The organism is Pantoea sp. M_9 (assembly GCF_008631385.1).
Taxonomy (GTDB): Bacteria; Pseudomonadota; Gammaproteobacteria; order Enterobacterales; family Enterobacteriaceae; genus Pantoea; species Pantoea eucrina.
Genome location: NZ_VWUF01000003.1, coordinates 178,077 through 191,351, shown reverse-complemented (window position 1 = coordinate 191,351; position 13,275 = coordinate 178,077). Strand labels below are relative to the sequence as shown.

The 13,275-nt window shown below is 57.3% G+C and carries 12 protein-coding genes; 3 read left to right on the top strand and 9 right to left on the bottom strand.

Features of this window, described 5'->3' with window-relative positions; genetic code table 11:
• Positions 1 to 11 precede the first annotated feature (11 nt).
• The 4 genes from F3I15_RS07715 to yceD are packed head-to-tail and all read right to left on the bottom strand — an operon-like array spanning position 12 to position 2,740.
• A complete protein-coding gene (locus tag F3I15_RS07715; protein ID WP_150017333.1) occupies positions 12 to 965 on the bottom strand; it encodes a beta-ketoacyl-ACP synthase III in 954 nt (317 codons plus the stop codon).
• Positions 966 to 2,006 (bottom strand): phosphate acyltransferase PlsX, encoded by a 1,041-nt coding sequence (plsX, locus tag F3I15_RS07710; RefSeq protein WP_150017332.1) that lies wholly within the window; start codon positions 2,004 to 2,006, stop codon positions 966 to 968. It abuts the gene before it with no gap.
• 27 nt (positions 2,007 to 2,033) lie between these two features.
• The gene (gene rpmF, locus F3I15_RS07705; RefSeq protein ID WP_017348070.1) at positions 2,034 to 2,204 is read right to left on the bottom strand and encodes a 50S ribosomal protein L32; all 171 of its coding nucleotides are present in this window, start codon (positions 2,202 to 2,204) and stop codon (positions 2,034 to 2,036) included.
• Between the two features lie 14 nt (positions 2,205 to 2,218).
• Positions 2,219 to 2,740 carry a 23S rRNA accumulation protein YceD gene (yceD, locus tag F3I15_RS07700; protein WP_065649597.1) on the bottom strand — a complete coding sequence of 174 codons (522 nt, stop codon included), beginning with the start codon at positions 2,738 to 2,740 and terminating at the stop codon, positions 2,219 to 2,221.
• A 140-nt stretch (positions 2,741 to 2,880) separates the two neighbouring features.
• Here yceD and F3I15_RS07695 point away from each other — a divergent pair, with 140 nt between their 5' ends.
• Positions 2,881 to 3,465: a nucleoside triphosphate pyrophosphatase gene (locus tag F3I15_RS07695; RefSeq protein ID WP_150017331.1), complete on the top strand. Its 585-nt coding sequence runs from the start codon at positions 2,881 to 2,883 to the stop codon at positions 3,463 to 3,465.
• An 11-nt stretch (positions 3,466 to 3,476) separates the two neighbouring features.
• On the opposite strand, the gene rluC is transcribed toward F3I15_RS07695, so the two are convergent.
• The gene (gene rluC / locus F3I15_RS07690) at positions 3,477 to 4,433 is read right to left on the bottom strand and encodes a 23S rRNA pseudouridine(955/2504/2580) synthase RluC (RefSeq protein ID WP_150017330.1); all 957 of its coding nucleotides are present in this window, start codon (positions 4,431 to 4,433) and stop codon (positions 3,477 to 3,479) included.
• Between the two features lie 299 nt (positions 4,434 to 4,732).
• Between rluC and F3I15_RS07685 the strand changes: the two genes are divergently transcribed.
• Positions 4,733 to 4,942 (top strand): hypothetical protein, encoded by a 210-nt coding sequence (locus F3I15_RS07685; protein ID WP_139074200.1) that lies wholly within the window; start codon positions 4,733 to 4,735, stop codon positions 4,940 to 4,942.
• 64 nt (positions 4,943 to 5,006) lie between these two features.
• Positions 5,007 to 8,330, top strand: a complete 3,324-nt coding sequence (gene rne, locus F3I15_RS07680) for a ribonuclease E (RefSeq protein WP_150017329.1) — start codon at positions 5,007 to 5,009, stop codon at positions 8,328 to 8,330.
• A 160-nt stretch (positions 8,331 to 8,490) separates the two neighbouring features.
• On the opposite strand, the gene flgL is transcribed toward rne, so the two are convergent.
• The 4 genes from flgL to F3I15_RS07660 form a co-directional block, all read right to left on the bottom strand.
• Positions 8,491 to 9,453 carry a flagellar hook-associated protein FlgL gene (gene flgL / locus F3I15_RS07675; RefSeq protein ID WP_150017328.1) on the bottom strand — a complete coding sequence of 321 codons (963 nt, stop codon included), beginning with the start codon at positions 9,451 to 9,453 and terminating at the stop codon, positions 8,491 to 8,493.
• Positions 9,454 to 9,470: 17 nt separating this feature from the next.
• A complete protein-coding gene (flgK, locus tag F3I15_RS07670; protein WP_150017327.1) occupies positions 9,471 to 11,105 on the bottom strand; it encodes a flagellar hook-associated protein FlgK in 1,635 nt (544 codons plus the stop codon).
• Between the two features lie 120 nt (positions 11,106 to 11,225).
• Positions 11,226 to 12,173, bottom strand: coding sequence for a flagellar assembly peptidoglycan hydrolase FlgJ (gene flgJ / locus F3I15_RS07665; RefSeq protein WP_150017326.1), 948 nt, complete (start codon positions 12,171 to 12,173; stop codon positions 11,226 to 11,228).
• A complete protein-coding gene (locus tag F3I15_RS07660) occupies positions 12,173 to 13,222 on the bottom strand; it encodes a flagellar basal body P-ring protein FlgI (protein ID WP_255474550.1) in 1,050 nt (349 codons plus the stop codon). Before F3I15_RS07660 ends, flgJ begins: the two co-directional genes overlap by 1 nt.
• Positions 13,223 to 13,275 lie beyond the last annotated feature (53 nt).

Here is a 13,275-nt window from a genome sequence, read left to right as displayed (position 1 = left end):
CTTCCTGTCAATCAAAAGCGTACCAGCGCAGAACCCCAGGTAAAACCACCACCAAAGGCTTCCAGCAAAATCAGTTGTCCCGGCTTGATGCGGCCGTCACGCACCGCTTCATCCAGCGCGCTCGGCACTGAAGCCGCAGAGGTATTTCCATGACGATCGAGCGTAACCACAACTTTGTCCATGCCCATGCCGAGTTTGCGGGCAGTTGCGCTGATAATGCGCAGATTTGCCTGATGCGGCACCAGCCAGTCGAGCACGCTGCGATCGAGATTATTTGCCTGCAGCGTCTCATCAACGATGTGCGCCAGCTCGGTTACCGCCACTTTAAAGACTTCGTTACCCGCCATAGTCAGATAGGCAGGTTCATCCTGACGCGCGCGATCCTGATAAGGCAGGGTAAGCAGCTGGCCATAGCGGCCATCGGCATGCAGATGGGTTGAGAGGATACCCGGCTCGCTGCTCTGGCCCAGCACCACGGCGCCCGCACCGTCGCCAAACAGAATAATTGTCCCGCGATCGCTGGGATCAAGCGTACGCGCCAGCACATCAGCACCAATCACCAGCGCATGCTTAACCGCCCCGTTTTTAATATATTGATCGGCAACGCTCAGCGCATAAGTAAAGCCGGCACAGGCGGCACCGAGATCGAAGGCGGCGCAGTCGTTGATCTCCAGCATCTGCTGAATCATACATGCGGAGCTGGGAAACGCGTGGCTGGATGAGGTGGTGGCAACGATAATCAGACCAATGTCGCTGGCGGCAACGCCGGCCATTTCCAGCGCGCGCTGTGCGGCGTTAAAGCCCATGCTGGCAACCGTTTCATCCGGTGCAGCAATACGGCGCTCGCGAATGCCGGTACGGGTGACAATCCACTCGTCTGAGGTTTCCACCATTTTTTCCAGATCGGCATTGGTGCGGATCTGCTCAGGCAGATAGCTGCCTGTTCCGATAATTTTGGTATACATCTACGCTTTGTCACTCCTGGCTAATACAGCGTCAAGGCGCGCGGCAATTCTTTCGGGAACTTGCTTACGCACCGCCTGCTCTGCCTGTTCTATCGCCACAGCGAATGCCTGAATATTGGCCGCGCCGTGGCTTTTGATCACTGTTCCGCGCAATCCTAACAGACAAGCGCCGTTATACTGGTCGGGGTTTAGATGACCGAAACGCCTGATCATACGCTTTTTCAGCCAGCGTCCCAGCAGTTTCAGCCACCACGTCCCTTTATTACCTTCGCCTGACGATTTCAGCAGCGACAGAAACAGCCGCACTACACCTTCCATCGTTTTCAGCGTTACATTACCGGCAAAGCCATCGCACACCAGCACGTCTGTTTTGCCGGTCAGCAGGTCGTTACCTTCAAGATAACCAATATAGTTGATCTGAGGGGTTGCCCGCAGAACCGCAGATGCGGCGCGAATCGACTCAAGCCCTTTAGTCTCTTCCTGACCAATATTGAGCAGCGCAACGCGCGGTTGCCGGATCTCCAGCACCTCTTCCGCCATGACAGCGCCCATGATGGCAAACTGCACCAGCATATCGCTGTCAGAATCGACGTTAGCCCCCAGATCAAGAATGACCGTTTTGCCCTGCTGCTGATGGGGCAGAACGGTCATCAGCGCCGGACGTGCAATGCCGTCCAGCGGTTTTAACAGGAGTTTAGCCAGCCCCATCAGCGCACCGGTATTACCGGCACTGATACAGGCCTGCGCCTTACCGGCCACAACCAGCTCCAGCGCCACGCGCATAGAACTGCCGCGGCTCTGACGGATGGCCTGTGAAGGCTTCGCATCACTTGCAATAACCGATTCGGCAGGAATAACCTGCACACGCCTCAAAAGTGAGGAATCCGCTTTGGCAAGAAATGACGAGATTGTGTCGGGATCGCCGACCAGAAGAAGAACCAGCTGCGAATGAGAGGCCAGTGCCTGCAAGGCTGCAGGCACTGTCACGCAGGGACCGAAATCCCCGCCCATGGCATCAACTGCCAGGGTCAAACGTGTCAAGGTATCGCCTTGCGTAACCGCAAAGAATTACTTGGTGATAACCTTGCGACCGCGGTAGTAACCATCCGCAGTGATATGGTGACGCAGATGAGTTTCGCCAGAAACTTTATCTACTGACAGAGTGGCAGTGGTCAGAGCATCGTGCGAACGACGCATGCCACGCTTGGAACGGGTTGGTTTATTCTGTTGTACGGCCATGGACCTTACTCCTATTACTTACGCTTTAAACTGGCTAATACGGCAAATGGATTTGGTTTTTCTGCCTCTTCAGGCAGCTTACCAAAGACCATGTCCGCGTCGGACACTTCACAGTGTTCAGAATCATGCACCGGAACCACCGGCAGTGCGAGGATGAGCTCATCTTCTATCACTGCCAGCAGGTCGATCTCACCAAAATCGTTGACATCAACCGGCTCGTAGGCTTCCGGTAGTGCCTCAGCCTGGTCGTCAGAAGAGACCGGACTAAAGCAATAGCTTACGTGTACAGCTTGCGGAAATGGCTGGTTGCAGCGTTGACACATTAACGTCACCTGCACATCCGCCGTTCCTTGCAGAACCGCGAGGCGCTGGTTGTCAACCGCAAACGACATGGCACATTCCACATCACTGTCCACACTCACGACCGTTTCGGCCAGGCGCGCCACCAATTCAGGTGCATAAACACCATGATAATCCAGGCGTTTTTGCGCGGCGCGGACCGGATCGAGCGTCAGGGGTAATTTTACCTTTTGCATAGGGCGCGCATATTAACTTTGTAACGTCTTAGAGTCAAAGAAAAAGGCCGTTTTACAGCATCTTTCACCTGCTATTCGCATCCAGTGCGGCGCATAGTTTAAAATGCCCGTCATGTTTACGCTATCTATTCTGTAAAAAAATGATGATGCCACTGGTTTTAGCCTCAACTTCCCCGTTTCGTCAGGCGCTTCTCAGCAAGCTTGGCGTGCCGTTTGTGACCGCTGCGCCTGACTGCGACGAGACCCCGCAGCCCGAAGAAACAGCGCCTGAACTGGTGCAGCGCCTGGCGCTGGCCAAAGCGCAGGCGCTGGCTGCGCAGTTTCCGGATCGCTGGATTATCGGCTCCGACCAGGTGTGCGTGCTGGAGGGCGCTATCACCGGCAAGCCGCACACCCGCGAAAACGCCTGCCGCCAGCTGGCTCAGGCGAGCGGAAAAGCGATTGTGTTTTATACCGGGCTGGCGCTGCTGCAGCCCGACAGCCGGCAGCAGTTTGTGCTGTGTGAGCCCTTTACGGTGCACTTCCGCACGCTGAGTCGGGAGGAGATCGCGCGCTACGTTGAGCTGGAGCAGCCGCTGGCGTGCGCCGGCAGCTTTAAAAGCGAAGGATTAGGCATTTGTCTGTTCGACAGGCTTGAGGGGCGCGATCCGAATACGCTGATCGGGCTGCCGCTGATTGCTCTTAACCAGCTACTGATCAAGGCCGGCATCAACCCGCTGGGCTGATGCCGGTATCGTCAGCTTTTCTTCTGCCGCAGTCTGGTCAGGCAGTGTCTGAGTGCCGCATCCAGCGGCGCCTCCATGCGTAATGTCTCGCCGGTGGCGGGATGCGTAAACGTCAGCGCTGCCGCGTGCAGAAACAGGCGCGATAACCCTGTGTCAGCCAGCTGACGATCAAATTCGCGATCGCCATAGCGATCGTCAAAGGCGATTGGATGGCCACCATGCAGGGTATGCACGCGGATCTGATGCGTGCGTCCGGTCACCGGGCTGGCTTTAACCAGCGTCGCCAGCTCAAATCGCTCTTCCACTTTGAACCGGGTTTCTGAAGGTTTGCCTTCCGCGCTGACGCGCACTACCCGCTCTCCGCTCTGCAGAATGTTTTTCAGCAGCGGAGCCTGCACCACTTTCAGATGAGAAGGCCAGTCGCCGCGTACCAGCGCCAGATAATCTTTCTGCATCCCCTTCTCACGCAACTGCTCATGCAATGAGCGCAGCGCCGAACGCTTCTTAGCCACCAGTAATACGCCTGAGGTGTCGCGATCCAGCCGGTGTACCAGCTCCAGGAAACGCGCCTCCGGACGCAGCGCGCGCAGCCCTTCAATAACACCAAAGCTCAGGCCGCTGCCGCCGTGCACCGCCGTACCGGACGGCTTATTCAGCACCAGCAGATGATCGTCTTCATACAGAATGGCATCCGCTAACGCCGCAACTTTATCAAGCTTTGGCGATACGGCCTGCTCTTCCCGCTCTGCAACCCGCACCGGCGGTACGCGCACTTCGTCGCCATCCTCAAGCTTATATTCAGGCTTGACGCGTTTTTTATTTACCCGCACTTCGCCTTTACGCAGAATGCGGTAAATCATGCTCTTTGGCACCCCTTTAAGCTGGGTGCGCAAAAAGTTGTCTATACGTTGTCCGGCATTTTCAGCCGTGATGGCGACAAAATGTACGCCGGGATTCTCTGTTTTCATGCCGGCGATTCTAAATAGTGTCCCCTGATAGCGCCACCCCTTTTTCTGTGCTTAACTCTCTCTTGTTTCAGGCGTCTGACCGCTCAAAACGGTGGCTTTTTCAGCAAACTGCCGATTAGCCCCGCAAATGAACAGGTTAAGGGCGTACAAACTTCACAGCTCAACAAAAGTCGCCTTGCTATATGCGGGTGAGCAGTGGAATAATGCTGCTGTTTCTGCGCCAGAAAGATTCGGGCAGAAAAAGAGCGAAATTAAGGTAATTTGCCGGATAAAACGAGCACGCTGCAATGGCGTAAGACGTGATGCTTTATCAGGCACTTAGCGGGCTGCGGGTTGCGGCCTGGACAACAGACTGGGATGTGTGGATTTTCAAAAATTTTGTATTATTTCCACCTTCAGGCGCTGGTTTTCCTTATGAAAAGCAGGCCACCGACAAGATTTGCGCCCCTTTAGCCGCCGACAACCGTGAGGTTGACGTCAGTGCATGCAGACACGGGGCCATCGGTTGATTCTCGTCCAGGGTAACGATGCCCGCAGCTTTATCACTCATGTGAGAATAACGAGTAAGTCACGATGAAAAGAATGTTAATTAACGCAACTCAGCAGGAGGAGTTGCGCGTTGCCCTTGTTGACGGTCAGCGTCTGTACGATCTGGATATCGAAAGTCCCGGACACGAGCAGAAAAAAGCCAATATCTACAAAGGTAAAATCACCCGCGTTGAACCCAGCCTTGAAGCGGCATTTGTCGATTATGGCGCTGAGCGTCACGGTTTCCTCCCTCTGAAAGAAATTTCCCGCGAATACTTCCCAGCTAACTACAACGCGCATGGCCGTCCTAACATCAAAGATGTGCTGCGTGAAGGCCAGGAAGTGATTGTCCAGATTGATAAAGAAGAGCGCGGCAATAAAGGCGCTGCACTTACTACCTTTATCTCTCTCGCAGGCAGCTACCTGGTTCTGATGCCAAACAACCCGCGCGCCGGAGGCATCTCTCGCCGGATTGAAGGCGATGACCGCACGGAACTGAAAGAGGCGCTTTCCGCGCTGGAATTGCCGGAAGGCATGGGCCTGATTGTACGCACCGCAGGCGTGGGGAAATCAGCTGAGTCGCTGCAGTGGGATCTGAGCTTCCGTCTCAAGCACTGGGAAGCGATCAAAAAAGCGGCAGAGAGCCGTCCCGCACCCTTCCTGATCCATCAGGAAAGCAACGTTATCGTACGCGCTTTCCGCGACTACCTGCGTCAGGACATTGGTGAAATTCTTATTGATAACCCTAAAGTCCTGGAGCTGGCGCGTCAGCATATTGCTGCGCTGGGCCGCCCTGATTTTAGCAGTAAGATCAAACTCTACACCGGCGAAATCCCGCTGTTCAGCCACTACCAGATTGAGTCGCAGATCGAGTCCGCCTTCCAGCGTGAAGTCCGTCTGCCTTCTGGCGGCTCAATTGTTATCGACAGCACCGAAGCGTTAACCGCGATCGACATTAACTCCGCGCGTGCAACCCGCGGCGGCGATATCGAAGAGACTGCTTTCAATACTAACCTTGAAGCAGCCGATGAGATTGCCCGCCAGCTGCGCCTGCGCGACCTCGGTGGCCTGATCGTTATCGACTTTATCGATATGACGCCGGTCCGTCATCAGCGCGCCGTGGAGAACCGACTGCGCGAAGCGGTACGTCAGGATCGTGCACGCATTCAGATTAGCCATATCTCCCGTTTTGGTCTGCTGGAGATGTCGCGTCAGCGTCTCAGCCCGTCACTGGGTGAGTCGAGCCATCACGTCTGCCCGCGCTGTAGCGGTACGGGGACCATCCGCGATAACGAATCACTGTCACTCTCTATTCTGCGTCTGATTGAAGAAGAAGCGCTGAAAGATAACACCAAAGAAGTACACGCCATCGTGCCGGTGCCGGTTGCTTCCTATCTGCTGAACGAAAAACGTGAAGCGGTCAGTGCGATTGAGAAGCGCCAGGGTGGCGTACGCGCCATTATCGTGCCTAACGATCAAATGGAAACGCCGCACTACTCCGTACTGCGCGTGCGCAAAGGTGAAGAGACACAAACGCTCTCTTATCATCTGCCGAAGCTGCATGAAGCTGAAATGGCGCTGCCATCAGAAGAAGAGCACGCCGAGCGTCGTCGTCCGGAGCAGCCTGCGCTGGCTGCCTTTGTCATGCCGGACGCCCCGCCTGCACCGGTTGAAGTTACTGCCGAAAAACCTGCCGCGAAGAGCGAGCCAAACGCACAGGCTACAGCGCGTTCTGCTGCTGCGCCTGCCACCGTCAGTACGGGTCTGGTGGGTCGCCTGCTTAACGGTCTGAAAAAGCTGTTTGCGGGTGATACGCCGGCAGCAGCTCCAACGGAAGCACAACCTCAGCAGGTAAGTAAGCCGGCAGAAAATGAAAGCAGCACGCAGCAGCGTGGTGAACGTCGTAACCGCCGCAACAATAATCGTCGCGACCGCACGCCGCGCAATGGTGAGCAGGCTCTGAACCGTGAGCCGCGTGAAGCACGCGAGCCACGTGAAGCGCGCGAGCCGCGTGAAGCCCGTGAGCCACGTGAAAACCGTGAACCGCGTGACAACCAGGAGAACCGTCGCAACAAGCGTCAGAACGAGCCGCGTGCCGAGCGCCCGGTTCTGACTGAAGAGCAGCAGCAGCAGCGCGATGAACAGCAGCAGCAGCGCCGCGAGCAGCGTGCCGAGCGTCAGCGTCGTCGTCAGGAAGAGAAGCGTGCTCAGCAGCAGGAAGAGAAAGCCGTTGAGTCCGTTGCAACCGAAGAGATCCCTGCAGTTGACGCAGCGGTACAGGAAGAAGAACGCGTTCAGGTCATGCCACGCCGTAAGCCGCGTCAGCTGACTCAGCGCATCCGCAGTGGCGAGGTTGTGGAAGCATCACCAGCCGCAGCGCAGCCGGAGCCAGCAGCGGAGATTGCACCGCCGGTTAACACCGCTGAGCAGCCGGAAATGAGTGATGAGCAGGATGATAACGAGAACCGTGAAGGCGCGAACATGCCACGCCGTTCACGCCGCTCTCCGCGTCACCTGCGCGTCAGTGGTCAGCGCCGCCGTCGCTATCGCGATGAGCGCTATCCCCTGCAGTCGCCGATGCCGCTTGAAGCTGCAGCCGCCTCGCCAGAGATGGCATCAGGTAAAGTCTGGGTTTCCTATCCGGTTACGCAGACGCACGAGCATTTCACCTCTCAGGCGCCGCTGAACGAAATGACCGAATATGGTTATCAGGATTCAGCAGACGCGCTGCCGGTGGCTGCCGAAGCCGCCTCAGCGGGCGTGCCGCAGCCTGAAACGTCAGAGGTTGTGCATCAGGCTGAACCGCAGGCGCACACCGAAGTGCCGGTGGTAAACACCGATGACCTGACCCCTGTTGCCGCGCCGGTTGATCATGAGCCTGCGGTTATCTCTGCAGCCGATGAAGCGGTGGCGCAGGAGACGGCGGCGGAAGCCGAGCCTGCGACCGTGACTGAGACCGTGTCAGAAGAGGCGCCGCAGCCTGCTGTGCAGGACGCAGTACAGCCAGCGGTAACCGAAGCCGCTGCTGCTGCAGAACAGGCACCGGGGGATGTGACTCCTGCTGTCGAAACGCAGGTTGAAAAGGTGCTGTCAGCGCCGGTCGCAGCGGAAGCCCCTGCCGCGCCAGTGACTGAACCTCATGCGCCGGTTCCGGCACGCGATGTGTCAGTTGAGCAGCCAGAATCACGCTTTAAGCTGCACGCCACGGCACCAATGACCCGCGCGCCAGCACCCGCCTGGGAGCCGGAGCCGGCACGTCACAGCGACTGGGTACGTCCGCCGTTCAGCTTTGAAGGCCGCGGCTCTGCCGGTGGTCACAGCGCGACGCATCAGGCTACCGCACCGGCAACCCGTCCGGACAGCGTGTAACCTGCGCAGATAAAAAAACAAAACCCCGGCTGGTCCGGGGTTTTTTATTGCCTGCTGTTTACCGAAAGCGGCCTGAATCGCAGCCAAAAAAAACCCACCGCCCGCGAAGGCGATGGGAAAAACAAGCGAACCCGGTTAAGTACGCTGAACGTCAGGTCAGTTACGAATTAAGCTGGAACAGCGACATCTTTGACATATCACTAAAGGTTTTATATGACGCCTGCAGGGCCGTCTGCTGCATGGTGTAGCTGGAGATCGCCTGGGTGTAATCAACCTGTACCAGATCGCTCATCTGCGTGGTCATGATGGTATTGCGATCGTCACCCTGCTGGTTCAGCGCACCCACCTCAGCCATCTGGATCCCCACAGCAGAACGTACCGTCAGTACGTTATTAAGTGAGTTGCTCAGCCCGCGGTTGGTTTTATCCATTGCGGCCTGAAACGCCTGTTTTGTGGCATCGTCCGCGTTATCCTGCGGCGTTTTCAGCGCGGCAATCGCGCTGTCGAGCATGCTGAACAGGCTGGTCTCGCTGGTACCGTTATCAGGCTCTGGCTTTGCGTTGCTGGTAATCGCCATAAACACGGACTTACCGGTGCTGCCCACCTGCATGGTGCGGCTTTCGTCGACTTTCTGCGTAATCGGCTCATCCCCGCCCACGTAGGTCACGCCGGTGCTGCTGTCGCTGAACGGCGGCATATCGGTCTTATAGCCGGCAAAAATGTAGCGCCCGTTACCATCCTGACTGTTCGCCTGGTTCAGCAGCTGCGCGCGCAGCCCTTCCAGCTGCGTGGCCAGGGAGCCACGATCGTCATCACTCAGGGTGCCGGTGGAGGCATTTACGATGGTGGTCTGCGCATCCTGGATGGTACTGATCACGCTGGAGAGCGCATTCTCTTCCATCGAGAGGCTCTGATTAGCAAAACTGCGTGCCGTGGCATACTGGCTGCTTTTTACCTGCGACTGTGACAGCACAACCGCGCGTGAAGCTGCGATAGGATCGTCAGAGGGGTTGCTGACCCGCAGCCCGGTTGCCAGCTGCTGGCCTACCTTCAGCCAGGAGGATTGCGAGTCGGTGATCCCGCGCACCTGCTGGTCAAAAATCATACTTGAGCTAAGACGCACTTTCTTCTCTCCTCTGCTTAGCTGCGAATGCCCATCAGCGCATTAAACACCGCGCTGGCGGTCTGCAATACCTGCGCATTCGCCATATAAAACTGCTGATACTTCGTCAGGTTGGCGTACTCTTCATCAAGGTTGACGCCGGAGACAGACTGCTGCCGGTTACTCAGCTGCGTGACCACGTTTTTCTGCGTGGTGCTGGCGGTTTCCAGCGAGTTGGTTTTGTTGCCCACGCTGCTGACAAGGCTGGCATAAGCCTGCGCAATCGTTGCATTTCCGTTAACCAGCTTGCTGTCCTGCAGATCAAGCAGCTTCTGTGCGTTGCGGTTGTCGCTTTCGCCGCTGCCTTTCGCTGCTGCTGCTGCGATCTCTGACTCGCTGGTGATGGCCACCGACATGCCGCCAATCACATTCTGTACCGGCTTAACCAGAAAACTGTCACCGCTATTCGCGCTGCCGCTGACCGTCAGCTGCAGACCATCAAAATTCAGCGTGCCGTCGGCCGCCGGCGCTACGTCAAAACGCACGTTATCGGCAGCACGGGTAACGGACCAGGTGCCGCTCTCATAGCTAACGGTATAGTTGGACGCTTTCAGGGCGCTGGCGTCACTCCAGCTGGCGCTGACCGATGCCGTTGAGGTGTTTTTCAGGTTACTGACCACATCCGGACTGCCGATGGTAAAGAACGCTTTTCCTGCGTTGCCTTCACTGTCAAAACCGCCCTGATGCACGTCGTTGAATGCGGTGGTAAACGCTGCGGCCAGCTGGCCCAGCTGGTTCTGGGCGCCGTCCAGATCCTGTGTACGAAACGCCAGCAATCCACCCAGCGAGCCGGTGGTCAGCGTTTTTTCCGGGATCGCTACGTTGCCGGCCTGTTTGTCGCTGTAGCCAACGGTAAGGCGCGTGGAGTCGGCGCAGGAAGGCATCGCCACCAGGCTGGTCGCATTCCGGCCGTTAACCAGGGTGATATTGCCTGCTGAGACGATATAGCTGCCATCCTGCTGCGCAACTTTCACGCCCACCACATTGTTCAGGCTGTTGACCAGCTGATCGCGCTGATCCATCAGGTCGTTAGGGGCAGCGCCACCGCCGGTGGTGAGCTTTGCAATCTGCGTATTAAGGTCGGCAATCTGGCGCGTAAAGGTATTGACCTGATCGACGCTGGCAGCGATATCGGTATTCACGCTGGTCTGCATGTTATTAAGGTATTGCGACGTGGTCTGGAACTGATTAACCAGCCCCTGCGCATAACTCAGCATAGACTGACGCGCTGACGGATCGTTGGCGTTACTGACCACGTTCTGTACGTTAGTAAAAAAGCTCTGTATCGATGTTGAGAGGCTGGTGGTAGACGTAGAGAGCAGATCGTCAATATTGGAGATCTGATTATGCTGGGTATTGACCGCGCTGTAGCTGGCGCTGGAGCCACGCAGCTGCGTCGTGATGAACTCATCATACTCACGCTGTACGCCGCTGACATTCACGCCGTTGCCATAATAGCTGTTGCCCTGCAGCGTGCTGTTAGCCTGCGACAGCAGAATAGTCTGCCGCGAGTAGCCCGCCACGGTGTAGTTACTGATGTTATTGCTGGTGGTGCTTAATGCGGCCTGTGCGGCGCTCAGCCCGCTCATTGCGGAGTTAATTATACTGGACATCTCGGTTCCTTTCTTTCCCGTTAACCGGGCTGGCAGTCATCAGTGCAGTTGTGCGGACGGCAGGCGCCCGCAACATATAAATGTTATCGGCGTGCTTAAGGGAAACTTGAGGCTAAGACGTCAGAACAGATCGGTGATATCCTGGCCATAAGCTTTTACGACTTTTTCGCCCATGTTTTTGAATTGCTGGATCATTCCTACCAGTTTTTGCGCATACTTCGGATCGGTGGCGTACCCCGCCGCCTGCAGCGCGCGCGCGCCCTGTTCCGCACTCGGCGCGCTGGTGACCGCCGCATAGCGCGGATTTTTCGACAGCAGGCGCACATAGTCGGTCAGCGCCTCAAGGTAGGAGCCATAGACGCGGAAGCTGGCGCGCACTTTCTTCGCCTCGCCCGCCTCATACTCGGTGGTCATGATATCCGTGGTGTCGCCTTTCCAGTCGCCGCTCGCCTTGATACCAAACACGTTATAGCTCGGCTTGCCGTCGCGGGTCAGGATCTGACGCTGGCCCCAGCCCGACTCCAGCGCCGCCTGCGCCAGGATCAGGTGGTGCGGAATACCACTCTGCTGGCTGGCGAGTTTCGCCGGCTGCGCCAGCTGGGCGATAAACTCACTGCTGTCAGAAGGCAGGTTTACAGGCGCAACCGGCAGACGCGGTACGGCTTTACGCACAATCTGTTCCAGCTGCATCGGCACGCTGTTGTTGCTGCTGTAGATGAAGCTGTTATCCAGCTTCATCGGGAGCGTGCCGGCCCGCTCATCCGGCGCCTGCGCGGGCTGCATCTGTTTGACAATCGTGTCAGCCAGACCCAGTCCGCGTTTGCCTATCTCCTGCGCAATCTGCTGATCGTAGAGCGAGGTGTAGAGTCGCGTCTGATCGTTGCTCAGCGCGCCATCCTGCGGCAGCGCGTCGCGCATGCTTTTCAGCATCATCTGCACGAACATGCCCTCTACCTGTTTCGCCACCTGCAGCGCTTTTCCTTTGGGATCGGCAGCGGCCTGGCGTTTCAGCTCGTTCAGCGAGCGGCTGTCATACGCCGCATTGTTCAGCGATTGCATATCGGTCATCAGATGATTTCCAGCTTCGCGCGCAGACAGCCTGCGCTCTCCATCGATTGCAGAATCGACATCAGCTCTATCGGCGTTGCACCCAGCGCATTCAGGGCACGCACCACATTGTTCAGATTTGCGCTGGCGTTGACGCGCTGCAGTGCGCCACCGCTCTGCCGCAGATCGATCTGCGTCTGCGTTGTCGCCACCGTCTGTCCACCGGCCAGCGGCGTATCGGGCTGGCTGACGTTCTGCTGCTGATTCACCGTGACCGACAGATTCCCCTGCGCCACTGCACAGCTGTTCAGCGTAACCTCGCGGTTCATCACCACCGTGCCGGTGCGTGAGTTGACGATCACTTTGGCATCTTCCAGCGGCACAGAGACATCAATGTTCTGGATCTCCGCCAGCGCCCGCACCTGAGAGCTGTTGTTGGGTGAGACGCGGATCTGTACAGTGCGCGCATCCAGCGGCAGTGCCGACCCGATGCCGCGACTGTTGATGGCATCCGCAATGCGCTGCGCCATGGTGAAATCTTCATTATTCAGCTGCAGGTTAATGGTGTTCTGGCTGCCAAAGTTGCTCTGCAGCTCGCGCTCAACGGTCGCGCCGCCGGTAATACGGCCGCCGTTAAGCTGGTTAACCTGTACGCTGCTGCCGCCGGCCGACGCGCCCGCGCCGCCGACCAGAATATTTCCCTGCGCCAGCGCATACACCTGATTATCCACCCCTTTCATCGGCGTCATCAGCAGCGTACCGCCGCGCAGGCTTTTGGCGTTACCCAGCGAAGAGACCACAACGTCCAGCGTCTGTCCCTGACGGGCAAACGAAGGGAGTTTCGCTGTGACCATTACTGCCGCCACGTTTTTCAGCTGCATATTGGTGCCAGCCGGCACGGTGATCCCCAGCTGGGAGAGCATGTTGCTGACCGTCTGGGTGGTGAATGGTGTCTGAGTGGTCTGGTCTCCGGTGCCGTCCAGTCCCACTACCAGCCCATAGCCAATCAGCTGGTTTTCGCGCACGCCCTGGATGCTGGTCAAATCGCGAATGCGATCTGCCTGCGCCATCAGACTGCTGACAGCGAGCAGTAAACCGAGACCCGCGCGCAGCAAAATACTTT

Excerpts from the sequence above, each read along its gene's own strand:
- flgK (WP_150017327.1), bottom strand. The coding sequence starts at position 11,105 with ATGTCCAGTATAATTAACTCCGCAATGAGCGGGCTGAGCGCCGCACAG.
- F3I15_RS07715 (WP_150017333.1), bottom strand. The coding sequence starts at position 965 with ATGTATACCAAAATTATCGGAACAGGCAGCTATCTGCCTGAGCAGATC.
- F3I15_RS07695 (WP_150017331.1), top strand. The coding sequence starts at position 2,881 with ATGATGATGCCACTGGTTTTAGCCTCAACTTCCCCGTTTCGTCAGGCG.
- rne (WP_150017329.1), top strand. The coding sequence starts at position 5,007 with ATGAAAAGAATGTTAATTAACGCAACTCAGCAGGAGGAGTTGCGCGTT.
- rluC (WP_150017330.1), bottom strand. The coding sequence starts at position 4,433 with ATGAAAACAGAGAATCCCGGCGTACATTTTGTCGCCATCACGGCTGAA.
- flgJ (WP_150017326.1), bottom strand. The coding sequence starts at position 12,173 with ATGACCGATATGCAATCGCTGAACAATGCGGCGTATGACAGCCGCTCG.
- rpmF (WP_017348070.1), bottom strand. The coding sequence starts at position 2,204 with ATGGCCGTACAACAGAATAAACCAACCCGTTCCAAGCGTGGCATGCGT.
- yceD (WP_065649597.1), bottom strand. The coding sequence starts at position 2,740 with ATGCAAAAGGTAAAATTACCCCTGACGCTCGATCCGGTCCGCGCCGCG.
- F3I15_RS07660 (WP_255474550.1), bottom strand. The coding sequence starts at position 13,222 with ATGGCGCAGGCAGATCGCATTCGCGATTTGACCAGCATCCAGGGCGTG.